18 protein-coding genes and 3 pseudogenes are annotated in these 24,706 nt (G+C 57.9%); 11 read left to right on the top strand and 10 right to left on the bottom strand.

From position 1 onward, the window contains the following. The first annotated feature begins 312 nt into the window (after positions 1 to 312). The 5 genes from ACR3EM_RS20125 to ACR3EM_RS20105 all read left to right on the top strand — a co-directional run bounded on the left by ACR3EM_RS20125 (position 313) and on the right by ACR3EM_RS20105 (position 5,668). Complete coding sequence (locus ACR3EM_RS20125; RefSeq protein WP_480472484.1) at positions 313 to 942, top strand: CDP-alcohol phosphatidyltransferase family protein; 630 nt, start codon at positions 313 to 315, stop codon at positions 940 to 942. Further along, the gene (locus ACR3EM_RS20120) at positions 939 to 2,135 is read left to right on the top strand and encodes an ABC transporter substrate-binding protein (protein WP_480472482.1); all 1,197 of its coding nucleotides are present in this window, start codon (positions 939 to 941) and stop codon (positions 2,133 to 2,135) included. The genes ACR3EM_RS20125 and ACR3EM_RS20120 overlap by 4 nt, the downstream gene beginning before the upstream one ends. Continuing rightward, positions 2,125 to 3,837, top strand: a complete 1,713-nt coding sequence (locus tag ACR3EM_RS20115) for an ABC transporter permease (protein ID WP_480472480.1) — start codon at positions 2,125 to 2,127, stop codon at positions 3,835 to 3,837. Before ACR3EM_RS20120 ends, ACR3EM_RS20115 begins: the two co-directional genes overlap by 11 nt. Further along, positions 3,830 to 4,477 carry an ATP-binding cassette domain-containing protein gene (locus tag ACR3EM_RS20110; RefSeq protein ID WP_480472478.1) on the top strand — a complete coding sequence of 216 codons (648 nt, stop codon included), beginning with the start codon at positions 3,830 to 3,832 and terminating at the stop codon, positions 4,475 to 4,477. The genes ACR3EM_RS20115 and ACR3EM_RS20110 overlap by 8 nt, the downstream gene beginning before the upstream one ends. Positions 4,478 to 5,023: 546 nt before the next feature. Then, a complete protein-coding gene (locus tag ACR3EM_RS20105; protein WP_480472476.1) occupies positions 5,024 to 5,668 on the top strand; it encodes a GntR family transcriptional regulator in 645 nt (214 codons plus the stop codon). A 2-nt stretch (positions 5,669 to 5,670) separates the two neighbouring features. On the opposite strand, the gene ACR3EM_RS20100 is transcribed toward ACR3EM_RS20105, so the two are convergent. The 6 genes from ACR3EM_RS20100 to bioB are packed head-to-tail and all read right to left on the bottom strand — an operon-like array spanning position 5,671 to position 11,053. Then, complete coding sequence (locus tag ACR3EM_RS20100) at positions 5,671 to 6,426, bottom strand: methyltransferase domain-containing protein (RefSeq protein ID WP_480472474.1); 756 nt, start codon at positions 6,424 to 6,426, stop codon at positions 5,671 to 5,673. Then, positions 6,423 to 7,046 (bottom strand): pimeloyl-ACP methyl esterase BioG family protein, encoded by a 624-nt coding sequence (locus ACR3EM_RS20095; RefSeq protein WP_480472472.1) that lies wholly within the window; start codon positions 7,044 to 7,046, stop codon positions 6,423 to 6,425. Before ACR3EM_RS20095 ends, ACR3EM_RS20100 begins: the two co-directional genes overlap by 4 nt. Further along, positions 7,043 to 8,329: an adenosylmethionine--8-amino-7-oxononanoate transaminase gene (gene bioA, locus ACR3EM_RS20090; RefSeq protein WP_480472470.1), complete on the bottom strand. Its 1,287-nt coding sequence runs from the start codon at positions 8,327 to 8,329 to the stop codon at positions 7,043 to 7,045. The genes ACR3EM_RS20095 and bioA overlap by 4 nt, the downstream gene beginning before the upstream one ends. Then, positions 8,326 to 8,946, bottom strand: coding sequence for a dethiobiotin synthase (bioD, locus tag ACR3EM_RS20085; RefSeq protein ID WP_480472468.1), 621 nt, complete (start codon positions 8,944 to 8,946; stop codon positions 8,326 to 8,328). Before bioD ends, bioA begins: the two co-directional genes overlap by 4 nt. After that, a complete protein-coding gene (locus tag ACR3EM_RS20080; protein WP_480472466.1) occupies positions 8,943 to 10,076 on the bottom strand; it encodes an 8-amino-7-oxononanoate synthase in 1,134 nt (377 codons plus the stop codon). The genes bioD and ACR3EM_RS20080 overlap by 4 nt, the downstream gene beginning before the upstream one ends. Further along, positions 10,073 to 11,053 (bottom strand): biotin synthase BioB, encoded by a 981-nt coding sequence (gene bioB, locus ACR3EM_RS20075; protein ID WP_480472464.1) that lies wholly within the window; start codon positions 11,051 to 11,053, stop codon positions 10,073 to 10,075. The genes ACR3EM_RS20080 and bioB overlap by 4 nt, the downstream gene beginning before the upstream one ends. Before the next feature lie 301 nt (positions 11,054 to 11,354). On the opposite strand from bioB, the gene ACR3EM_RS20070 reads away from it, so the two are divergent. From ACR3EM_RS20070 to ACR3EM_RS20050, 5 genes and pseudogenes are all read left to right on the top strand, one after another. Further along, positions 11,355 to 14,306: an NAD(P)-dependent oxidoreductase gene (locus ACR3EM_RS20070; protein WP_480472462.1), complete on the top strand. Its 2,952-nt coding sequence runs from the start codon at positions 11,355 to 11,357 to the stop codon at positions 14,304 to 14,306. A gap of 511 nt (positions 14,307 to 14,817) precedes the next feature. Beyond that, a pseudogene (locus ACR3EM_RS20065) lies at positions 14,818 to 15,096 on the top strand (hypothetical protein); the annotation flags it as partial. 51 nt (positions 15,097 to 15,147) lie between these two features. Then, on the top strand, positions 15,148 to 15,387 hold the full coding sequence (locus ACR3EM_RS20060; protein WP_480472460.1) for a hypothetical protein: 240 nt from the start codon (positions 15,148 to 15,150) through the stop codon (positions 15,385 to 15,387). Positions 15,388 to 15,495: 108 nt separating this feature from the next. Continuing rightward, positions 15,496 to 17,251: pseudogene (locus ACR3EM_RS20055) on the top strand (type I secretion system permease/ATPase). Continuing rightward, positions 17,248 to 18,551, top strand: a pseudogene (locus ACR3EM_RS20050) (HlyD family type I secretion periplasmic adaptor subunit). The pseudogenes ACR3EM_RS20055 and ACR3EM_RS20050 overlap by 4 nt, the downstream one beginning before the upstream one ends. A gap of 55 nt (positions 18,552 to 18,606) precedes the next feature. Here the strand turns inward: ACR3EM_RS20050 and ACR3EM_RS20045 are convergent. After that, positions 18,607 to 19,251, bottom strand: a complete 645-nt coding sequence (locus ACR3EM_RS20045) for a glutathione S-transferase family protein (protein ID WP_480472458.1) — start codon at positions 19,249 to 19,251, stop codon at positions 18,607 to 18,609. Between the two features lie 25 nt (positions 19,252 to 19,276). Continuing rightward, a complete protein-coding gene (locus ACR3EM_RS20040) occupies positions 19,277 to 19,828 on the bottom strand; it encodes a cysteine hydrolase family protein (RefSeq protein ID WP_480472456.1) in 552 nt (183 codons plus the stop codon). A 100-nt stretch (positions 19,829 to 19,928) separates the two neighbouring features. On the opposite strand from ACR3EM_RS20040, the gene ACR3EM_RS20035 reads away from it, so the two are divergent. Beyond that, on the top strand, positions 19,929 to 20,864 hold the full coding sequence (locus ACR3EM_RS20035; protein WP_480472454.1) for a GlxA family transcriptional regulator: 936 nt from the start codon (positions 19,929 to 19,931) through the stop codon (positions 20,862 to 20,864). 119 nt (positions 20,865 to 20,983) lie between these two features. Here ACR3EM_RS20035 and ACR3EM_RS20030 read toward each other — a convergent pair whose 3' ends face one another. Together ACR3EM_RS20030 and ACR3EM_RS20025 are read right to left on the bottom strand one after the other, a co-directional pair. Continuing rightward, positions 20,984 to 23,401, bottom strand: coding sequence for a GcvT family protein (locus ACR3EM_RS20030; RefSeq protein WP_480472452.1), 2,418 nt, complete (start codon positions 23,399 to 23,401; stop codon positions 20,984 to 20,986). A gap of 28 nt (positions 23,402 to 23,429) precedes the next feature. Then, a complete protein-coding gene (locus ACR3EM_RS20025; protein WP_480472450.1) occupies positions 23,430 to 24,680 on the bottom strand; it encodes an aminotransferase class V-fold PLP-dependent enzyme in 1,251 nt (416 codons plus the stop codon). Between the last annotated feature and the right edge of the window lie 26 nt (positions 24,681 to 24,706).

Below are 24,706 nucleotides of genomic sequence, written 5' to 3'. Positions count from 1 at the left end.
TAGAATGGCCGAGCGGATTACGTTTACAGCTGAGCGCCCCAACGTTGCTTGGGGCGGCTCTACCAACCTGATCAAAATTAGCTGTCAGTACGTCGCTGGACTTTGCTCCATCTCGATATAGTTGTCAGATACAGACGGGGAACGGTCCGGACTTGCGTAGCGGGTAGCGGAACACACAACGTCGTGAACAGCCTCCTACCCGTTTTCCTTTCGCGCGCGCGTTCGCTAGTCGTTAACCGAGTTGCTTGTCTGGATTCTGCAAGATTTAATACAGGCCGCTTACGCCAACGACCAGAAAACCCACGACCACGCATGCTTGACGCCCATATCCGACCTCTGATCGACCCGCCTCTTAATGCAATTGGGCGGGGACTTGCCGCGCGTGGGGTGTCAGCCAACACAGTCACCTTGATCGGATTGGGCTTCGGAGTTCTGGCGACAGTAGCGATCATTGTCGACCACCTGTGGATGGCGATTGCACTGATCCTCTTGTCGCGCCTTGCGGACGGGCTGGATGGGGCAATTGCCCGCGCCCAGCGAAAGACTGACTTCGGGGGATACCTCGATATCACCTGCGATTTCATGTTCTATGGCTTGATCCCGATGGCTTTCATATGGACCGATCCAGCCGGAAACGCGTTGGCCGGAGCGTGGTTATTGGTAAGCTTCTATTTCAACGGCGCGACGTTCCTGGGATATGCCATCTTGGCCGAGAAACATGGACTGAAAGCCCAAAAACACGGCGCAAAATCGCTCTACTTCACCGGAGGCCTTCTGGAGGGGACCGAAACAATTGCGTTCTTCATTGCAATCTGCCTGTTGCCCGCCTGGTTTACACCAATGGCGTGGGGTTTCGGCGTAGTTTGCTTTATCACGGCCCTCTCGCGCATTCTGCTTGCGCGACAGGTTTTTGCCCCCATGGAAGATAAGGAAAACCCATGAAATATCTCATCGCCGCCGCATGCGCAGCCCTTGCAGGAGCGGCATGGGCCGAGCCCGACCCGGCGAACTGGGACGACGTTCTGAACGAAGCCGATGGTCAGACCGTGTATTGGAACGCCTGGGGCGGATCAACGACGACAAATGACTTCATCGAATGGGTCGGCACTCGGGTCAAGCAAGAGCATGGCGTTACGCTGGAACACGTTAAGCTTGCAGACACGGCTGACGCCGTCAGCCGCGTGATCGCCGAGAAATCCAGTGGCAAGGATACTGATGGTGCGATTGATCTCATCTGGATCAACGGGGCCAACTTCAGTGCCATGAAAGAGGCCGATCTGTTGTTCGGACCCTTCGCGGAGGCCCTGCCCAACTGGCGCTTCGTAGATGTCGAAGGCAAAACCGTAACCACCGACTTTACGGTTCCGACCGACGGATTCGAAAGCCCTTGGGCCATGGCACAGGTCGTATTCATCTATGACAGCGAGGTCCTGCCCGATCCACCCAAATCGGCCGAAGCCATTCGCGACTGGGTGAGCGAAAACCCCGGCCGTTTCACCTTTCCGCAGCCGCCGGACTTTCTGGGCACCACCTTCCTGAAGCAGATGCTGATCGAATTGGTCGAGGATCCGGCGGTTCTGCAACAGGCAGCCGGCGACAACTATGCCGAAGTAACCGGCCCGCTCTGGAACTGGTTGGAGCGGGTTACGCCCGACCTCTGGCGATCTGGCCGAGCCTATCCGCAGACTGGTCCCAGTCAGTTGCAGCTGATCAACGATGGCGAAGTGGATATGGCGATCAGCTTCTCTCCGGGTGAGGCCACCGCAGCCATCGCCAATCAGCAATTGCCAGAAAGCGCACGTACCTTTGTGCTGGATGGCGGTACGCTGGGCAATGCCAGCTTCGTGGCCGTTCCCTATAATGCGTCTGCCAAGGCTGGTGCCATGGTGGTTGCCAACTTTCTGATCAGTCCCGAGGCACAGCTGCGCGCGCAAAACCCCGAAGTGTTGGGTTATGGCACTGTGCTGGATATGGATGCTTTGCCGAAAGACGACCAAGCCGCCTTCGATGCGCTGGAACTGGGCGTTGCGACCCTGTCCCCGGTCGAGCTGGGCCCGGCGTTGCCGGAGCCCCATCCCAGCTGGATGACCCGGATTGAAGCGGACTGGGCCGAGCGATACGGCGTTGGCAACTGATCTCAAACCGGTCACCCGTTGGGGTCTGGCACCCACGCTGACCATCGGATTGCTGTTGGGTCCCATCGCCGCCGGTTTGGTCGGAACCATCGTTCCAGCCTTCGGCGGGTTACGCCCCGGTGGTGAGAGCGCCCTGTCATTCGACCCATGGCTTCGGCTTTGGGCCGAGCCGGGTGTACTGCAAGCCATATGGCTGTCGTTCAAAACCGGAGTGCTGTCGACCTTCGGAGCATTGCTCGGGTGCTTTTTGCTCATCGCGGGTTGGTATGGCACGCGGGTCTTTAACCGCGTGGAAAGTGCTCTGTCTCCGCTGCTGTCAGTTCCCCATGCAGCTGCCGCGCTTGGTCTGGCCTTTCTGACCGCGCCATCCGGATGGATCGCCCGCCTGATTTCGCCCGAGATCACCGGCTGGGCTCGTCCACCCGATCTGCTGATCATTCAAGATCCGGGCGGCTGGTCGTTGATTACCGGTCTGATGATCAAAGAACTGCCCTTTTTGCTATTGATGTCGCTTGCCGCATTGCCGCAGATCAGATCGGCTGAGCGAATGAAGGTCACACAGGCGTTGGGCTACGGCAAGGTACGGGGGTGGTTTCTGGCGGTAATGCCATCGCTCTACGCCCAAATTCGCCTGCCGGTGTATGCAGTTCTCGCTTATGCGATGTCGAATGTTGATGTAGCCATGGTGCTGGGTCCGTCCCGTCCACCACCTCTGTCGATATTCATCCTACGCTGGATGACCGACCCCGATCTGGCGTTGCGCGCACCGGCAGCGGCTGCGGCATTAGTACAGCTGGGATTGGTGGTGACCGCAATCCTGATCTGGCGCGGCGGAGAGAAACTTGTTGCCACGCTCATCAATCGGGCCGTCGAAAGTGGCGAGCGCCACGCTGGTCTGCGCGATTACATTTTGCGCGCAGTGGGCGTGACGGTTGCCAGTTTGGCAGCGCTGGCGGTCTTTGGAGGTCTGCTCAGTCAGTTGATCTGGTCATTCGCAGGACGATGGCGGTTCCCGGATGCGCTGCCGCAGGGGTTCAGCCTGATGTCGTGGGCCCGACATGGACCGGCAGCGGCAGAGGTCACCCTAGTCACCTTCGGGCTGGCGCTCGTTACTGCGTCAATCGCACTGAGCCTGGTGATCGGCTGCCTGAACTCCGAAACCCGCCGGGGGCGTGAGATGAACAAAACGGGATTGGTGATCCTGTATCTGCCCCTGATCCTGCCTCAGATAACTTTCCTGCCCGGCCTGCAAATCCTGATGATCCAGATCGGGGCGGCCCAAGGGGTCGCACCCGTGATCCTTGCCCATCTGGTGTTCGTCCTGCCCTATGTGTTCCTGGCCCTCGCCGGACCATATCGCGCATTGGACAATCGCTATACCACCATTGGCGCCGCCATGGGGCTGGGCGCGGTCGGCATTCTGTGGCGCATCCGTTTGCCGATGCTGCTGGCACCGGTTTTGACAGCGCTTGCTGTGGGCATGGCAGTGTCGGTCGGGCAATATCTGGCGACCCTGCTGACCTCGGGCGGGCGGGTCAACACGCTGACCACCGAAGCTCTGGCCTTGTTTTCCGGCGGGGATCGCCGCGCAATCGGCGTCTGGACCATCGCACTGGCCGCAACCGCATGGCTGCCGTTCTTTCTGGCCCTGATTATCCCCAGATTTGTGTTCCACAACAGGATTGGTCTGCGCCATGGCTGAAACGGGTTTGGTTCTTGACCAGCTATCGATATCGCATGCCGATGGCAGACCACTAACACATCTGTCTGCCTCAATCGCGCCGGGCGAGGTGCTCAGCCTGATGGGCCCTTCAGGCGTTGGTAAATCAACGGTTCTGGCGGCGATTACCGGCACACTTCCATCTGCATTTAGATTGCAGGGGCGTATCACGCTCAACGGACGTACCCTCAATGCTCTGCCACCGCAAAAACGGCGTGTCGGCATCCTGTTTCAGAACCACCTTTTGTTCCCCCACTTGTCCGTGGGTCAGAACATCGGGTTCGGATTGCCGCGACGTACGCCCGACCGACACGGCAGAATACAGGGCGCCTTGGCCGAGATCGGACTTGAAGGGTTTTCCGAGCGTGATCCGGAAACGCTATCAGGCGGTCAGCGTGCACGCGTCGCGTTGATGCGCATGCTTTTGGCGGAACCGGATGCCCTGCTGCTGGATGAGCCCTTCTCACGCCTCGACGTCAGCTTACGTGCGAAAATGCGCGATCTGGTTTTTCAACGCGCCCGGGCCGCTAGTCTGCCCGTCTTGTTGGTCACACACGATCTGGCCGACGCGGAAGTTGCGCAGGGTGAGATCATTGACTTGCCAGATAGGCAAAGCTGCTAATCCACAGATCAGCCAGCAACACATCACGTATACTCATTTTCGATTAGCTCGTGGGGCGGCACGTCGCACTAAGTAACCCCCTCAAATCCAGCTTGAAAACCAGAACATGCTAAAATCAACACGTACCGCCCACTGCGCAAGCATCGCATTGTGGCGAAAATGTGTCCACTATTTGCTTTGAAACTTACTGTTTACATCGCGGAAACAAAGCGTTTCGCGAAATCCTGCGGTGCTACGGGGTTTCCCCAATTTCTGGCGCGCGGCTTTTCTGGCACCTTGGAGTCATCGGATCGTAACTACCACTTACGCCCTCCGGCACAGAATGGGGCTGGCTCTTACCCCCTCAGCCAGCCCCTTTCTTTTCGGCTCATCACTGAAGTTCGCACTGAGGCCCTGCGCGTTTAGAGTCGTAGCCGTATTGGACCATAGCTTCGCCCACATCGGCACCTATCCTTTTGGCATCCGTGTCCAACCGGGATACCCTCGTGCCGACGGGTCGAGGTTGGCCTGTTGTTCACCCCCACACATGATTATAAGTGCCTGACGATGCGCCGAATTAAGCGCGAAATCGACGGAGGCCCGGTGGCGCATCAGCAGATCAAGAAATCGGATGATTTGGCAGAAAAACTGTCGGCCAGGATTGTTCGGGGTGAGTTTCAGCCCGGAGAAAAGCTGCGACAGGATCTGATCGCGCGCGAGTTCGGGGTGAGCCAGGTCACGGTTCGGGAAGCTTTGCTCAACCTTGCTTCGCAGGGATTAGCGATCAGCATGCCGCGCCGGGGCATGTGCGTGGCCCCCATGGATCAAAGCGCGATCGACGAACTGCACACTATGCGATGCGCACTTGAACCTGTCGCTCTGTACCGCTCAGTTCCTAATCTGACGCCCGCACAAATCGCAGAGATCGAAAAGACACACACAAGGTGCAACGCTGCAGAAACCTCTGCAGACTGGGAAGAAGCAAACCGCGCATTCCATATGGCGGTCATAGCTGCCTGCAGAATGCCGCGCATGATTGCCGCGATCAACAACCTTCAACTTTTGTATTCATGGCATTTCAATACGCGCCAAACTGTCCGCTGGCGGCAGGGCGAGAACCCGGACCATGCGGCCATCCTGGCAGCAATCAAAGACCGCAATGCTGAGCGTGCACGCACGATCATGCAGCGCCATCTGACCCGGATGTCCTAGGATCACCCCGGTTTTCGGGCAATGATCCAAACCGCATGATAGGTCAAAGGCAGGCCAAGAGGGCTTTCGAAAAGGCGCGTATAATCGTCGATGAATTGCGTCAGACGGGATCGGGTCCAAGGGGCTTGCGCCCGACCATTCACACCCGTCTTGCGCAAATGGTCGAGGACATCACGCGCAGATGCGAAACGCGCTTGCCGTATGGAGTTTCCTGTCTTCACGACTTCCAGGTCATCTTCAACGAAAGACGCCAGTTCGCGAGCATTGCAAAGACTGGGGGCCTTCGCCGTTGATCCGATCTGCGTCAATTCCCGATATTGCTGGGGGCCAAATCCTGACACGGCCAACCAGCCGCCGGGCGCAAGCGCAGTTGCCGCCCTGCGCAAAAAACTGGCGGGGTCATACAGCCATTGGATCATCGAGGTCGAGGTGATGAGGTCGGGGCTTTCCGGCCACTCGATATCCGCAGCGTCACCACCCAAGAACACGGCATTTGCCGCATCCGCTGTCCACTGTGCTTCGGGCGAAAGATCGTTGAGGGTCAGAGCCCCAAAGTCAAACCTCGCGCATAGCCGCTGAGTCAGATGACCGGTTCCACAACCCAACTCCAACGCCGAAGCGAAATACCGGGGCGCTCCGCTCTGGCAGAGGTCCTGAACCAGCAGATCGGCGATATGGGCCTGTTGATCAGCTGCGGCATGATAGCTTTCAAAGCTCCGGCTGAAACTGCGTTGTACCCGCTCTGCAAGCTGTATCATGACACGGTCCATCCGGCCCAACTTTGCCCTGTTTCAAAAGGAATATGTGGCCCGGACACGGACCGGATGGCGTGGCGCTGCGCGCTCCATGCGCGCTCTTGCGCTGCCGCGGGAATGACCCGATCGCGCTGCGGTATCCAGATACGATCAAACCGGGTATCCGGCGCAGGCCCGCGCCGGATGATGGCGTGCAATTCAGCCCGAGCGGCGGCCATATCGATGTCTGGCGCTGCACTTTTCAGGCCAGCCCGTCGGCAAAACCGCGCAAAACTGTCATCCGAGAGATTGTCTGCGGTCGCGCGGATAAGGTCTGGCGTTATCCCCCTCTCCTTATCCGCCGGAAACAACGTTCCTGCGACGGCAACCCGTCGCGCGGGCTGATATCCGACCCTCGACATCCAATGCGCGGCAGAGGCGACACCAAATGAAAAGGCGACAAGATTGACATCATCGAACTGTTCAAGTTCCGGTAGAGGGTCGTCCAGCCGCGTGTAATCCTGAACCAACAGGACAGAATGATCTCCTCTTAATCCATCGAAAGCAGCCGCCCCGACCGCCCAACCGCCGAACACAAGGGTGAGCAACGCCGTCTCTGAGCGCGACAACCATTGACGTTTCATCCGATGTCCTCGACCAGCGAAATCATGGCAGCCGTTACACGGCTCAGTTCATTCGAAGAGATGATATAGGGCGGCATGCAATAAATGTTGCGGGTGAAGGGGCGCAGCCACACACCGGTTTCCGGCGCCCGACGATGTGCAATCGCGGGATCGACGCGGCCTTCCATTTCAATCACGCCGATGGCTCCCAAAACCCGGACATCGGCAACGCCGAGAAGTCTTCGCGCCGGGGCGAGTTCGTGTTCCAACTGACTGGCGATATCTTTGACCTCGGTGCGCCAGTCGCGCTGTGAAAGCTGATCAAGGCTTGCAATGGCTGCGGCGCAGGCCAGCGGGTTGGCCATATAAGTCGGCCCATGCATCATGACGCCGGCCTCGCTTGCACCGATGCCAGCCGCAACCGGTTCCGAGGCAACGGTGGCCGCCATCGTAATATGACCGCCGGTCAGCGCCTTACCGAGGCATAGGATATCCGGCACAATATCCGCGTGATGCATCGCAAACAGCTCGCCCGTCCGCCCGAATCCGGTGGCGATCTCATCAAGGATCAGCAAGATCCCATGCGCATCACACAAAGCGCGAGCGCGCTGCAACCAAGTGGGGTGATAGAAGTACATTCCACCCGCCCCTTGCACCACCGGCTCAAGGATCAGCGCGGCAATCCGGTCGCCCTTATATTTCAGCAATACTTCCAGCGCGCCCAACCCATTCAGGTCCGGGTCGTCACTCCACTCCTGATCGAACCCTATGGGAGGTCGCGGTAGAAAATGCTGGATCGATAGGGCACCGCGGAACAACCCATGCATGCCGGTAACGGGGTCGCAGACACTCATCGCTTTCCATGTATCCCCGTGATAGCCGCCGCGGATGGTTGCAAATTCCGAGCGTTCCGACCGGCCGTTGGCCATCTGATATTGCACGGCCATTTTCAGCGCCACCTCGACCGCAACCGAGCCGCTGTCACTGTAGAAAATACGATCAAGCCCGTCGGGCAGAAGATCCACAAGCCTGCGGCCCAGTTCGATCGCGGGCTCATGGGTTATCCCGCCGAACATGACATGGGGCATCCGGTCCAGTTGCTGCCGCATGGCAGCCGTGATGGCCGGGTGACGATGCCCGTGCACAGCACACCACCACGATGACATCGCATCAATCATTTGGACGCCGTCATCCCGCGTGAGCCATACCCCTTCGGATTGGGTGATAAAATGCATCGGTCCCGGATCGAGGATGTTGGTATAGGGGTGCCACAGATGGCGTGCATCAAACTCCAGCGGTGTCACAGAAAACTCCGGATCGTATCGGTATCGATTGCGGCAAAGGCCTTGGAAAGGGTCTCCTGCGACAGATCCGCGAGGTGCGGAAGCCGACCCAAATGCCGAACATTGCCCATCTCGACTATCGTCTGCTCCACATCCGGCTCTGCATCGCCAACGAAGGCGACACCGACCACCGGACACCCAGCCTCTCTCAAAGCCCGCAGCGACAGGAGCGTGTGATTGATCGTTCCAAGCGCTGTACGCGCCACGAGAATGATGGGGGCCTGCCATCTCGCAAACAGATCGAGGAAGAAATGCTCACGGTTCAGCGGCACCATGATACCGCCCGCGCCTTCGACCACGAGCGGCCCGGTGATATCGGGCAGGCTCAGACGATCCAACGCGATCTCAACGCCCATATCTTCGGCAGACAGGTGGGGTGAGGCGGGCATCCTGAGCCGATAGATCTCGGGCAGAACCTCAGCATCAGATAAGGATCTGATCGTTTCCGTATCGGTGATGTCATCAAGACCGGATTGCACGGGTTTCCAATAGCGGGCCCCAAGAGCACCAACCAACCCCGCAGCAAAGATGGACTTGCCGACGCCGGTATCCGTGCCGGTGACGATCAAAGCACTCATGCGGCAATCCTTTGGTGATATGCGATTGTGTCAAACAGAGCGCTGATATCCGCGTGGCTGACATTGCCGGTGATGGATATGCGCAGCCGCGATGTGCCGCGTGGAACTGTTGGCGGGCGGATGCCCCGGACGTCAAATCCCTGCCCCTGCAAAGCGGCGGCCATGGCCATGGTCCGGGCCTCATCCCCTAGCAGGATCGGGATGATCTGACTGCTAAGAGCAGCCTCAGCCACACCATTGCGCTCCGCTTCGGAATGGGCGTGATTGAGACGCGCTCGGGCCGCTTGGATCAGGTCAGTGTCGCGTTGCAAAACCTGCAACGCCACCCGCACAAGCGCTGCGGTCAGCGGAGCCGGAGCAGTTGTGAATATGAAAGGACGCGCCCGATTAATCAGTGCATCAATCATCACCCGTGGACCACAAACCAACCCGCCCGAAACTCCCAGAGCTTTGCCGCAGGTGTGCACTGTCAGCAACTGGGCTTCTGACGCGTGGGCCAAACCTCGTCCTTGAGGGCCAAAAACTCCGGTGGCATGGGCTTCGTCAACAATCAGCACTGCCTCGTGCGTGATCGCAAGGTCAGACAGCGCCTTCAGAGGAGCAGTGTCGCCTTCCATGGAATAGACACTTTCGACTGCGATCCAGATCTGACCCAACCCGCTATTCGCTTGCCATGCAGCAATGATCCGACGCGCGTCATCCACGTCATTATGAGCGAATGCGCGCGTTTCGGCACGACCCATGCGCATGCCTTCATGCGCACTCGCGTGAACCAGTTCATCATGCAGAACGAGGTCCTCTGCAGCAGGTAACGCGGAAAAAATCGCCTGATTGGCTTGAAAACCGCCGCCCATAAACAAAGCGGCCTCAGCGCCGAAGAAAACAGCTGCTTCCTGCTCCAACGCTTCATGTTCCTCGTGGTTGCCGCGCAATAGGCGCGACCCGCCCGCGCCCACAGGCACGCCGCGATCCAGCGCACTGCGCGCCGCCTGTTCCAGCATCGGGGACCCGGCCAGACCCAGATAATCATTCGATGCAAAATCCAGCCCACCCGCCAGGGACAACGACCGCCGCCGATGGCGTGTGTCCAGAACTTCGAGCATTGAGGTCAGGCGGTCCAATACCTTCATTCAGCCACGTCCTTGCAGGCCCGCTCCTGTGCGCGTTCGGCTTGCAGGCCAAGTTTGGCAAACAGCACTGCATCGACATCTTCCTCGGGGTTTTCGGCCGTCAGAAGGGTCTCACCCACGAAGATTGAATTCGCTCCGGCCAGAAAACACAGGGCCTGAACCGCATCGCTCATATCGCTACGCCCTGCAGACAGGCGTACATAGGATTGTGGCATCATGATCCGCGCGCAGGCGATGACGCGGACGAAATCAATGGGGTCGACCGGCTCAGCGTCCGCCAGAGGTGTATCCTGCTGAGGCATCAGCATGTTGACCGGTACGGATTCTGGCGCCGGGTCCAGATTGGCCAGCGTCACCAACATATCGAGCCGGTCCTGCACACCTTCACCCATCCCGAGGATACCACCCGAACACACCTTGATCCCCGCCTCTTGCACGCGGGTCAGTGTATTGATCCGATCCGAGAATGTGCGGGTCGTGATGACCTCGGGGTAATAGCGTTCCGAGGTATCGATATTGTGGTTGTAGTAATCCAGCCCGGCATCACGCAGGCGCACGATCTGGTTGTCGTCCAGCATCCCAAGCGTCATGCAGGTTTCCATACCAAGACCCCGGACGCCTTCGACCATGGCGACAAGCGCATCCATATCCCGGTCCTTAGGCTCTCGCCATGCGGCCCCCATGCAAAAACGGGTCGCACCACCATCTCGGGCCTTGCGCGCCTGATTCAGGACTCGCTCGACCTCGATCAGTTTCGAGGCCGACAGCTTGGAACCATTGCGGGCCGATTGCGAGCAATAGGCACAATCCTCGGCACAACCGCCCGTTTTGATCGAAAGCAGCTTCGAGGTTTGAATTTTGTTGGGGTCAAAATGCGCGCGATGCTGCGTCTGCGCGCGATAGAGCAGATCCATCAAAGGTAGGTCATATAAGGCTTGCGCGGCCTCGCGGGTCCAAGAGATGCCGATGGCTGTCATTTTATCGATAATAATCCTATAATCTCGATTTAGGAGGATTCAGTATCGATAAATTTGAAAACTACAACTCAATTCTTCGACAGCAGTCCAGTCTTAGCTTCTGTTGATTTCGCAGCACTCAAGGTGCTGAGCGTTGAAATCCATCACTACGCTCAACGTCCTTCCACAAACAGCACCCTGTCTATTTTGCAGGATTTTGACGCTTGATTGCATGAAAAGTTCGCAAACTGATGTTTCCGATAGTGAACTGGAGTTTACGATGCGCTCAGACCGGATTCTAACGCAACCAGGCAGGTAGACTATGAGTGACCTTGAAGCGCAACGCAAACTCTCGATCGAAGCGACATTTAACGGACCACCGGCCCGGACCATCAACCCGTTCTTTGGCGTAGGCCCGATCACCGATGTGATTCAGGACGAGGCTGACGGGCGCAAGAACCGCTTCGAATTTGACCGCTGGCTGGAGGGCACCTATCGCAAGGTAGACGACAAAGGCAACGACCTCGGCCCGTTCACCACGGCTGAAATCGGGCGTTCGATGCACCGCGGTTATCCGGCGGACGCGATCCTGCGTGACATGATGTTTCACATTCACCGCTATTTCGGGTTCCCCAAGGAAAACGGGATGGCCGTTGGCTTGGGCGGCGGCCACAGCGGCTTCACCGTCGCCATCATGCATCTGATGAACCCAAACCTGGACGGTCAGAAATTGTTCGTCGACACCCCGCGTCCGGAATCCGAGGAAGCGACCAAGGGCGGATTTTTCCGTCAAAGCTGGGGCACTCAGATCCTGGAGTTGCAGCAATTCGCGGCCAACGGCCACGAAGACAAGGTCGTGTTCTCGGGATCGGAAGGCACTATCCCGTCCGCTGATGAACTGGAGACGATGGGCATCACTCTGTTTGTCGGCGTTGGGCACGAAACGACCGGCGCCACCACTTACACCACGGAAGAAGTGAAGTCGCTGCTGGAATGGCTGGACCGTGATCCAGCAAACCGCCACGCGATGATCGACGCCACCTCGATGCTCGGCGGCATGCCCTGGCCGCAGGACGTGGTCGAAGCCTTCATGGCGAAGTGCAACATTTTCACTCCGTTTCAGAAGGCAATCGGCGGTATCTCGGGATATTTCCTGGCCTCGTTTACTCCGGCGGCAATGCAGCTGATCGAAGACAACCAAAAGAACCCGGCCTGGGCCATCGCGCGCCAGTTGAAGCTGGTGGTTCCGACGGACGCTAAAAAACCGCTGACCGGCGAAAAGACCGTTGGGCTTGGCCCCTTCTACGACGCTGCGGCCGACAAGATGATCGGAGGCGTGATCAATACCTTCTCGTCACTGGCCTTTGCCGAAACCACCTATGGCCTTCTGCGCGTCGAAAAGATGTTCGGCTCGGTCGAGGTGATGAACCAACGCTCGGCAGCCAACCGAGCAAAGATCGACGCGTGGCTGGCCGGGCAGGAGCTTCTGGTCGCCGGTGTGAGCGACGCGCAAAAACGCGGCGCTGCGGTGACACTACTGGCGGTGAATGATCCCGGCATCACTGATCCGGCCATTCACGGGCGTATCATCGCCCGCTCGAAACAACTGCTGGGCTATGAAGGCCTGACACATCCGAATGGCGATTATGAACCCGGCCTGGACGCCGCGCGCTATGTAAACGCCTTCCCCGGCACGCCGGGCGACTACCGCGCCTGGATCGGCGGCATCCGCGAGCCCGAGGATATCGTGCGCCTGCTGGAAAACATCTCTTACGCCTATCACCGCGCCAAGGTGGTCGTGCTGGAGGAAGAGCTTGCTGCCCAAGGCACGACCTTCGAAGCCTCGGCTGCAGGTGGATCGGACGTGCGCAAAGACGACCCGAACCGTGCCTATCGCATCCTGATCGCCGACCTCGTCGGCCTGAAATTCGGCTCCGACGGTCAACCAGACGCATCGGCTGCCAAAGCCTATGTGGAAGAACAAGGCGCGACATTCACCTATGGTGGCTGGGATGGCTCTGAACTGCCTGCAGGACAACATTTCTTCTATCTACCGGATCTGTCCACTCACGAGGAACTGACAGCAGCCTGCTGTAACAACCAATATGACGCGGTGATTGCGGCGGCGACCTTCTTTCCGGAAAATGCAACCTTCCCCGAAGGCGGCGTGCGCATCGGCGCTGGTACTGGCAACATGGCCAGCGCTTGCTGGGGCGGTGGCGACGGCGCAGGTGGTGGTGCCCCGCTGATGAATACCCCCAGCTTCAACAGTCGCGCCACGGCCCAAACCGCGATGAAAGCTTTGCTGCGTGTTCTGCCGGACCTCAAAGTCGACGAGATGCATAAGCGTGTCGTTGCTGGCGATTTCGACACTGGCAAACACCTGCGAGACTACCCGACCGAGAAGCTGGAAGGGAAACGCCTGGGCGTCATCGGCTATGGCAATATCGGTCGAGAAGTTGCCAAACTGGGTAAGGCCTTCGGTATGACGGTCGCAATCTATGCCCGTGAACGTCATCGGAAGTGGATTGAAAGCGAGGGCTTCATCTATGCCGCAACCCCGGAAGAAGCCGCGACAGGAGCCGATGTGCTTTCGCCCCATACAGGTCTTGGCGCCAAGGGCGCAGATGGTGTTTTTGCCAACGCGGGTCTTGTGGGAGCATCAGTACTGAACGCGTTAAACGACGGTGCGGTTCTGGTGAATTACGACCGCGGAGAAGTTGTCGATGCCGATGCTCTGAATGACGCGATGGCCTCGGGCAAAGTGGCCTATGCAGCCATTGACGCCGATCTTTTCATCGCCGATGACGGCAGCCTGTTCGGCCCGATGGTACCCTACCGTCCGCTGATCGAGGCTTATCCCGATCGTCTGGAGTTGCTGCCCCACGCCGCTGCCGACACCGAGCACACCTCGCGTGTTGAAGGCGCGAAACAGGCGGTGGATCAGATCCTGTCCGCGATCCGCTATCGCAAAGTGATCAACTGCAAGGGCGATCTGCCTGAGGGGTACGCAAGCGGCGGCGCACAGACAGTGCCGGGCGTGGGTAAGGTTTCCCCCTCAGTCATTGCTGCGGCTGCCGATGATGCCGAGACGCTGATGCGCCTGCGCGATATCACTGAGACACTGGCAGCGATCTGGGGCGCCATCGAAGCGACGCGCGACCCCGCCCGCCGGGCAGAACTGATCGAACGTCACGGCGAAGCCCTGACCTTGGCTGCAAATACCCTGCATCGCGATTTCGATGCCCTCGGCTTGGTCGGTGGTTACAACTAAGGGGCGCCCACCAACCCTGACAACCTGACCCCGGCGTGCGAGGGGCTCTCTTCGCGCGCCGACTTCATTGCCGACCTCCATCGCTACGATCTTTTGCTAGCTAGACAGTGATGAGATGTCCCTAAAAATTATCTACTCATAGTTGTTTTCTCGGTGCGCCTGAGATTTATCGGGCAACCACCTCGATTGCGCGCAAGCGCAACAAAAACCCACGTTTTCAATATGCTAACTATTTGCATCTAGCGCGCAATGAGAACTCGAACGTTAGGTGTTGGCATCCTCTACATCAACGTGCCTTGCTGGTTAAAATCGCGCCATATCCCATTGTTTATATTTATATATTAGTAACTTACTTCAAATCCTAAGGACGCAATCGCACACTTCCTCATTGCTTCCTCCTCGAACAATTCAATCCACGGGTTATCAAAAAAACGATAGCAACGTTGATTGGATGCATATGGCTTTTTGAGCGACGCAGAACTGTCCACACGGACAACTTAAACAAGACTATCTGAAGCTCAACCTACCCAAGAGGAAGCAATATGCCAACCTTTTCACCTTTTCCCCCTTTTCCAACAACATCACCGGCACCGATGGCGATGACTTTGTCACCTCGCTGCTCACAGGCGAAGGCACCATCGATACCGGCGCTGGTAACGACACGATCCGCAGCTTCCTGAACGCGGATGAAACAATCAACGCAGGCTCTGGTCGTGATTTCATTGATGCAGGTGCGGGCAACGACACGATCAATGCAGGCACTGGCGTCGACACCGTTCTGGGCGGCGCAGGCAACGACGTGTTCGAGTTCACCGAAGACTTTTTTGCGCCAACCGGCGGCGTGAACAATCTGACTGTCATCGGAGATTTCTCTGCCGATGATCTCATCAACCTGACCGGTTTGGGATCTGATGCCTCCTTCGCTGATCTCGACACCAATGGCGACGGCGTTCTCGGCGAGGGCGACGACAATGTGTTCGCCGGAGCAGACGGCACCTTTGTCGAGCTGTATTTTGACAATGCAACCATTCAGATCGGTAATATCGACGGCATTCCAGAGCTGACCGAGGACCTGTTCTAGATAGGCTGAACCCAGCCTTAAGGCACAAGCGCCTCCGGTCTACCGGGGGCGCATCATGTTTATTTACTCTATTTTTCGACGCCAAGCCCTTGTGGAAAGGATGTTGAAGTGAAGACCGAAAGCCGTTCTGCATCACCCGGAAAAGGCGAACTCCGTTCAGCGCGCGACAGCGGCACGACATTCTTGGGCATCGCTTTTTTCTTCAGTGTTTTCGTAAATCTGCTGATGTTGACCGGACCGCTGTTCATGCTGCAGGTCTACGACCGGGTGCTGAGTTCGCGTGCAATCGAAACCTTGACGGCGTTGTTTCTGCTGGTCGCACTTCTCTACGGCTTAATGGCAATGCTTGATTTTTCACGCGGCCGTATTGTAGCGCGGTTCGGAGCACAGCTGCAAACACAGCTTGAAGAACGCGTATTTGCCGCGACATTGCGCAGGGCGCTGAACCCGAAGATGCGCGGCACACCAGCCTCGGCATTGCGAGATCTTGATACGATACAGGGTCTTTGCGCCTCACCCATTCTGTTGGCGTTGATGGATATCCCATGGACCCCGTTATTTCTGGCGGCGATTTTTCTGTTCCATCCGTGGCTGGGTTGGTTGGCGCTCGGGGGCGGATTGGTGCTGATCGGCATCGCCGTGCTGAACGAAGTCATGACTCGGCGCAAACTGCTGGCAGCGCAATCCCAAGCGGCGCACGCAGCATCATTTTCTGAACACGCAAGGCAAGCGGCAGAAATCGTTTGCGCACAGGGCATGCAGCATAACGTGACCGAACGCTGGTTGCGGCAACGCTCGGTTGCGTTGACGGATTCGATCCGGGCAAGTGATTGGAGCGGTAGCTTTTCATCGCTCACCAAATCGCTTCGTCTGTTCCTGCAATCGGCGATGCTGGCCCTTGGTGCATTGCTGGTGTTGCGCAATGAAATGTCGCCGGGGGCAATGATCGCAGGTTCGATCCTGCTGGGGCGGGCCTTGGCACCGGTGGAGCAATCAATCGGCCAATGGTCCATGGTTCAACGGGCGCGTACAGCCTGGCACTCTCTGGACCGATTTCTTCAGACAACTCCGCCGCTGGCCAAGCGAACCAAACTGCCTGAACCCGAGGCCAGATTGGACGTGAAGTCTCTGAACCTTATCCCTCCCGGAGCGGCACAGGCGACATTGCGCAATATATCCTTCCGGCTGGAGCCCGGCACCGCCATTGGTGTGCATTGGTGTGATTGGCAAGAGTGGTTCGGGCAAGACGACATTGGCCAAGGCATTGCTGGGCCTGCTGCCACCCACCGCTGGTGAGATCCGGTTGGGCGGTGCAACGCTGGATCAGTATGACCCTGTCGAATTGGGCCAGTATCTTGGTTATCTGCCGCAGCAAGTGACGCTCTTCCAAGGCACCGTAGCCGAAAACATCTCGCGCCTGTCACTGGACCCTGATCCCGATGCGGTGGTTGCCGCATCTTAAAAGGCCAATGCTCACGAAATGATACTGGGGCTGCCAGACGGTTACGACACCATGCTTGACGGCAACGACAGCCTTCTGTCAGGGGGGCAGAAACAGCGCATCGGCTTAGCGCGGGCGCTATATGGCGATCCGGTTCTGTTAGTATTGGACGAGCCCAATTCGGCGCTTGATGGCGAAGGTACCCAGGCGCTGAACGGGGCCGTGCGTGCGCTTAAATCTGCAGGTAAATCCGCTCTGATCATGACGCATCGCCCTCAGGCCATCGCGGAATGCGACGCACTGATCGTTATGGAGCAGGGTCACGTAGTCCGGGCCGGGCCCCGAGACGAAATTCTTGGCGGAGTGGTCGAGAACGCAAACCTGCTCAAGCGGCAACTCAGCTCGGTTGGTGGATCAACATGAACAAATTGAAAAGGCCAGCGTGGTATATCACCCTGCCCGCCTCGGTCGGATTTGCGGCAGTGGCCATCTTGGTGATTAGTCTCGGCGTGTGGGGAACCCGGACCCAATTGGCAGGCGCCATCGTTTCTAGTGGCGTGATTGAAGTGCAATCCAACCGGCAGGTGGTGGAGCATCCCGATGGCGGCGTTGTAGGCGAGATTCTTGCGCGAGACGGTGACCGCGTGCAACAGGGCGACGTTCTGGTGCGGTTGGATGACACGATACTCGCTTCGGAACATACGATCGTTGAAGGTCAGTTGTTCGAGGCCCTGGTGCGGACAGCCCGGCTGGAGGCTGAGCGTGATGGCTCGGACGCAGCGCAATTGGCGGAGCAATTGCAAAGCTTGCAGCAGACGGAAGCGATCGCGGGAGGCCTCATATCCGGTCAGTTGGACCTGTTTGCCGCGCGCGCCGAAACTCAGGCACAACAAATTGAGCAACTGATCAAACAGCGAATTCAGATCGAAGCTGAAATTGAAGGAACGCAAGCTCAGCTGTTCGCTCTGAAGAAGCAGCTGGTATTGATTGCCAATGAGTTGCAAGACCAAAAAAGCCTGTTTGACAGGGGTTTGACGCCTGCCAGCCGCGTATCCGCACTGGAACGGGAAGATGCTGGCCTGACTGGTGAAATTGGCCGATTGGAGGCAACAATCGCTCGTCTGCGCGGGCAGATCGCATCGACCGAGATTCAGATCGTTGAGTTGCGGGCAATGCGCCGTGAAGAAGCGATCAGCGAGATCCGTGAGTTGAAAGCTGAAATTGCTGAGCTGTCGGAACGGAGGATCGTTCTGAGCGAGCAATTGTTGCGCATGGACATTCGCGCTCCAGTAACCGGGGCCATCCACAGCAGCATCGTGTTTGCAAACCAGTCCGTTATTCAGGCCGGAGAGCCCATGATGTACATCGTACCGCAGGATACCCCTTTGCTGGTGGCTGCACAGGTCGACGCAATCCACGTTGATCAAGTGCACAAAGGGCAGAATGCGACGTTGCGATTTCCGGCTTTCAATCAACGCGAAACGCCGGAGCTGCAAGGACAGGTGATCAACATATCGGCAGATGTTTTACGGATGAAGCGACCGGCTTCAGCTTCTATCGCGCAGAGCTTATCCCCGAAACCGGTCAAACAGAACGATTGAACGGTCAGGTGTTGCTCCCTGGAATGCCCGTTGAAGCGTTCATCGAAACGGATGCGCGAACGCCGTTGTCTTATTTGATCAAACCGATGACCGACTATTTCGTGCGGGCATTCAGAGAGTAAGCTCGGATCAGTGGCGCAGTGACCGCGCGCAAACGCGGTCACGATGAGGTATGGGTCAGGCCGCAAACAGATTTTGCTTCAGATCCTGATCCAGTTGCGTATCGCTTTCGATCAATGCCTTGATCGCCGGGCGGGACAGAACGCGCTGACGGTAGGCCTCGATATTCGGATAAGTGGTGTGATCCACCTGCGCATAGCCAGACAGCACAAAGAACCAGGTCAGATAGGCGTCCGCTGCCGAAAATCTCTCGCCCAGCAGATAAGCGCGCCCGTTCAGGTGGTTTTCCAGTACCTCGAACCGAAGCGGAGCAAGCGCGCGCACGCGGTCTTTTACCTCGTCGGTGGCCTCCTGATAGAACACGACACGGAACAGGCCTTTGTGCAACTCGGTAGCGCAGAAAGCCAGCCAGCGCAGCATCTGGAAATACTCGGGGCTGGTCGGGTCGACGCGGAAATCCGCGTTCTGTGATTGTGCCTGAATCCAGGCAATCACAGTCGAGGTTTCAGTCAGCCTGGTGCCGTCTTCCAGTTCCAGAACCGAGACCTGACCCAGCGGGTTGATATCATACAGCGATCCGCCGGCTGCCAATTCCTTGGTCGCCAGATTGAGGGGGGCGATATCCAGATCGACCCCGCCCTCAGCCGCAGCAAAACGTGCGGCCAGAGAACAGGTGAGGGGGGCGTGGTAGAGGGTGGTCATGGTAATCTCCGTTACGTACTGCCGCTTATGCCGCAGCCAGATAGTCGGCGGTGGTCACAACTTTGGCATAGGCAAAGGACAGCGCAGACATATACGCCTTGTGCACCTGTTCCGCCGGGATCACTTCGCCATTGAACTCCAGATCGCGGGAAGAGCAGGCATCCTCGACCACGGTCACGTTCAGGCCGATATCGGCGGCGTTACGAGCGGCGGCGTCGATGCACATGTGGCTCATGTCGCCAGCGATGGTCACATCGCTCACCTCATGTTCTGCCAGCAGCGCCTGCAGATTGGTATCGCGGAAGGCGTTGACGTAGTGCTTTAGCACCTTGTGCTCACCCTCTTGCGGGGTGACCGAGCTGTGGATTTCGGCACCCGATGTGTTCGGCGCAAAGAAGGGCGGGTTGTCGATCTGGAACTCGTGATGCACATGCACGACCATCTGCCCAGCATCGCGGGCCTGCTGCAGTAACCGAGCGGCGTTGGCAGCGCTGTCTTCGATCTTGTGCAGCTCCCATTTGCCGCCGGGAAAATAGTCGTTCTGAATGTCGATCAGGATCAATGCGGATTTGGTCATCGTGGTCTCCGTTTCTCGGTCTGTATCCAGCGCTGATTTAAGGCACCGGTCGCCGTAAGTTGACTGGCGCATTGGACATAAAACGCGTTAAATCTGACAAATGACACAACCCGCTCTGACCATCGGCCTTGCCGCCTATCCCGAGGCTCAAAACGCCGCGATTCACGGGTTGCAGGACCTGTTTGCCGTGGCCAACCGGTTCCAGCAGAACCATTCCGAACGGCCACGCCTTGTGGAAACGCAAGTCATTCGAAATTTCAACAGGGATGACAGCCGGTTAGAGGCATTGATCCTGCCTCCTGCTCTGGGCCAGCGCATCAGCGGTGCGAAAGAACAAGCCCTGGTTAACTGGATTCAGCGCCATCATTGCCGGGGTACATTGATCTGTTCGATTTGCGCTGGCGCATTCCCGCTGGCAGCCACCGGCCTGTTGGACGGACGGCAGGCAACAACCCACTGGGCACTGGCGACAGACTTTGCCAATCAATACCCTCAAGTGCAGCTGCAGGCCGACCGGCTGCTGATCGACGATGGCGATATCATCACCGCCGGAGGCTTGATGGCCTGGACCGATCTGGGCCTGCGTCTGATCGCACGCTTTATGGGACCTGCTGTGATGCTGCAGGTCGCACGGTTCTTCCTGATCGACCCGGGCGAACGAGCCCAAAGCTTCTACAGCTCATTCTCGCCCAACCTGACCCATGGGGACGATGCCATACTTCGCGTGCAACATTGGCTTCAGATGCGATATGCAAGTTCGGTTACCGTGTCCGAAATGGCCCGTACCGCGCGCCTTGAACCGCGCACTTTCGGACGTCGGTTTCAATCCGCGACCGGGCTCAGCCCATCAGAATACCTTCAGCAGCTGCGTGTCGCCAAAGCCCGCGAACGGTTGGAGCTGTCGCAGGCCAGCATCGAAACCATTGCACGAGCGGTGGGTTACATGGATATCTCGGCCTTCCGCCGCATGTTCCACAAGATTGTAGGGCTGTCGCCGGGAGAGTACCGAAAACGGTTCTCACCGGCGAAAGCCTGACCTCACGTCAACGCCAGGGACAATCATCAGGCCAATAGCGAATGTATGGCCGTTAATCGCAACATGTTTAAGCGTTCAGACATGTGGCCGAACACTCAAACTGCAATCATCGGGATTGCTTAGGAGCGCAAACGCTTACCTTCGGGATCGAAAGGCGCATCCTTCAAGATACGTGCAGTATGCGGTTTACCCAAAACCTGGATCACCACCTCATCCCCGGGTTGCGCGACATTCGGGTCGGCATAGCCGATCGCCAATGACTTACTAACGGAATAGCCATAGGCACCCGAAGTCACCCGGCCAACTGGCTTACCATCTGACGTGAAGATCGGCTCACCTCCGGTCGCGTCCGCATCCTCGCTCACATCCAGCTCGAACAGTGACAGGAGTTCGCGCGGGGCGTTGTCTTTGACCGCCAGATAGGCCTCCTTATGCAGGAACCCCTTGTCCAACTTGATCAGGCTGGCCAAACCGACCTCTTGTGGCCAGTATTCCTGAGAATACTCCCTGCCCCAGGATCCATAACCTTTTTCAATGCGCAACGATCCCAGTGCGCGACCACCAACTGGCCCACCATCACAGCCTTTTACCGCTTCGAGAAGGGCGGTGTAGAGGGCGACCTGATCCTCTTGTGCGCAATGCAACTCCCACCCCAGATCACCGGTAAAGCTGACCCGGATTGCCACACAGTCCACTCCAGCAACGGTTATTTTCCGGGACCTCATGAAGCGAAACGCCTCGTTGGACAGATCGGCATTGGTCAGGCGCGCCAGCGCCTCGCGCGATTTGGGTCCTGCAATGTTGAAGCCCGCGATACGATCGGTCGCGATTTCGAGCGTGGTGCCTTCGGGCAGCGGCACCATGTTGAAGAAACGTTGATGATAACGCTCGGCCATACCAGAACCGATCATCATGTATTCATCGTCATCCAGCTTGGTGATCGTAAAGTCGCCCGCAACGCCGCCGCGTACCGAGATTAGCGGCGTCAGGCAACTGCGTCCCACTTCGGTGGGCACGCGATTGGCCACGAGACGGTCCAGCCAATGATAGGCGCCCGGCCCCTTGATCACGTAATTTGCGAAGTTCGAGATGTCGATGACACCTACATTTTCGCGCAGCATTCGCACCTCGCGTCCAACCGGATCGAACCAGTTCTGGCGCGTAAAGCCGTTGGTCTCTTCTGTGCCAGGTTCATCAGCAAACCAAAGCGGATGTTCCCAGCCGCAGTTCAGGCCAAAGACGCAGCCCATTTCCTTCTGCATTTCATAGGCCGGGCGCACACGGGCCGGGCGACCAGCGCTGCGCTCCTCGTTCGGGAAATGGATCTTGAAACGGTGGGTATAGGCGTCCTCGACCCGTGCCTTGGTGAACTTCTTGTCAGCCCAGTCACCAAAGCGGGCGAGATCCCAGGCGAACATGTCGTATTGAGGCTCGCCTTCGATCATCCATTGCGCGGCCAGCAGGCCCAGCCCCCCCGATTGTGAGAAGCCAGGGATCAGCCCCCCGCACAGGAAGTAATTCTTCAGCTCGGGCACCGGCCCCCACAGCATATTGGCATCTGGCGACCAGATCATGGGCCCGTTGATCACCCGTTTGACCCCTGCCGTTGCAGCAACCGGCACACGTTCGGTGGCGCGAATGACATTCTCCATGATCCGGTCCAGATCATCGGGGAACAAATCATGAGCGAAGTCCAACGGCGTGCCCTCTTCCGCCCAAAACTTCATGTTTTTCTCATAGGCACCGATCAGCAGCCCGTTGCCTTCCTGACGGAAGTAATACTCGCCATCCCGGTCGGCGATTGAGGGCAGACGACGGCCCAGATTGGCCACCTCGTCGATGGTTTCGGTCACAAAATACTGGTGCTCAGTCGGTTGCAGCGGCAACGTCAGCCCCGCGAGAGCCGCTACCTCTCGACCCCAGAGACCGGCAGCATTGACCACCCATTGAGTGTGAATGTCGCCCTTGGGCGTGCGCACGATCCAGCTACCATCAGGTTGTTGTTCGGTCGCGATCACCGGGCAAAACCGTTCAATGGTCGCACCCATGGCCCGAGCTCCGGCGGCATAGGCATGAGGCACGCCTGACGGGTCCACGTTGCCGCCATCTGGTTCGTACATGATGCAACGAATGTCATCGAACTGCGCCAGCGGGTGAAGTTCCTTCGCCTCTTCACGGCTGACCTCATGGAAATTCAGGCCATAGAAACGCGCCTTGGCCTCCTGAAGACGCAGCTGGTGTTCCCGTTCTTCGGTCTGAGCAAGATAAAGCGATCCGGGCTGGAACACGCCGCAGCTTTGACCGGTTTCCTTCTCCAGCTCTTTATACAAGTTCATCGTATAGTGCTGAATGCGCGTAATGTTGTTGTTGTCGTGTAACCCGTGGATATTCGCCGCCGCGTGCCAGGTCGAACCGGATGTCAGTTCGTCGCGCTCCAACAACACAACATCGGTCCAGCCGAGCTTGGCCAGATGGTACAGGATCGAGCAGCCGGCCAGCCCGCCACCGATAACAACAGCTTGTGCATGAGTTTTCATGAGTGTTTGTCCTTTGGCACACCGCTGCTCAAGCGGCGATCTCTTTCATGACAGCTAGGAACTTGGCGACTTCACCGATCGAGTTGTAGTGGCACATCGAAACGCGCACACAGGCGTCAAAGCCCAGCGGCGTCAGGATGTTGCCGGAGTAATGGTCCGCCTTGCGCAGATGCGTGCGGATCCCTTGTTCGTTCAGCTTTTTAACAACCTCAGCCGAGTCCACACCTTCAACGCGCAGCGATACCAGACCCTCGCGCGCTGGATTGTCGACACCCCCCAGAATGGTGACCTTTTCCATCTCGGCCAGACCACTAAGGTTCCCGGTGCCGTGGATCATGGCATCGGTCAGCGCCTTTTCCTGAGCGTGAATGGCATCGCCTGCCGCCAGAAACTTGCCGCGCCGATCGGTGGCATCGCTCACCTGACTGCCCAGCCATTCGAAATAGGACACGACGTCGGACATGGTGGCATAAGCTCCGGTGTCGCGCGTGCCCATTTCCCAATTGCCTGCGGGACCATCCAGCAAAGCATTGTGCTCGAGTTGGGTCAGACGGTCAGAAATCCACGCCACGCCGTATCCATGGCGAGAAAAGACTTTGTACGGAGAGATCACGTATCCATCGATATCGTAGGCAGTCAGATCAATCCGGCCATGAGCTGCATGCTGAATACCATCCACGATGATGAAGCAGTCCGGCGCGACAGCGCGAATGGCCTGCGATACAGCAGCCACATCCACCCCCATTCCCGTTACGGGCGAGGTGTGTAAAATCGTAGCCACCTTGGTATCCGGCGTCACAGCAGTGGCATAAGCCTCGGCGGTTATGGTGCCCGTGGCGTCATCATGGCGTATCAGTACATGTTCCTGCCCTGCAATACGGGCCCAGCGGTCACAAGCCGACCGCGTCGCCGGATGCTCCAGAGTCGATCCCAGCACAATACCGGAATCAGTTCCCAGGCAGGCGTTCATGATCAACCGAAACAACAGTTCGGTTCCGCTTTCGCCTACAAAAAACTGCCCGCCGGGCGCGTTCATGAAATCCCGCATATCCGCCTTGGCTGCATTGATCGTTGCAACCAGCGCATGAGACCCCGGGTTGTCACGCCCCTGATTGTCCGGGATCGCGGCATAACGAACAGAACTATCCAGCACGGAATTCAACGTCAGCGCCCCTCCGGCGTTTTCGAAGAAAACCCGCTCACCCTGTTCGGGACAATGATCGATCTGAGCGAAACGGTTACGGACCTGTTCCTGCAGGCTTTCAGAAAATTGGCTCATGTAGTTGTGCCCGTGCGTGGTGGATG

It is taken from the genome of Ruegeria sp. AH3, from assembly GCF_056536265.1.
This window is presented reverse-complemented; position numbering and strand designations above follow the sequence as displayed.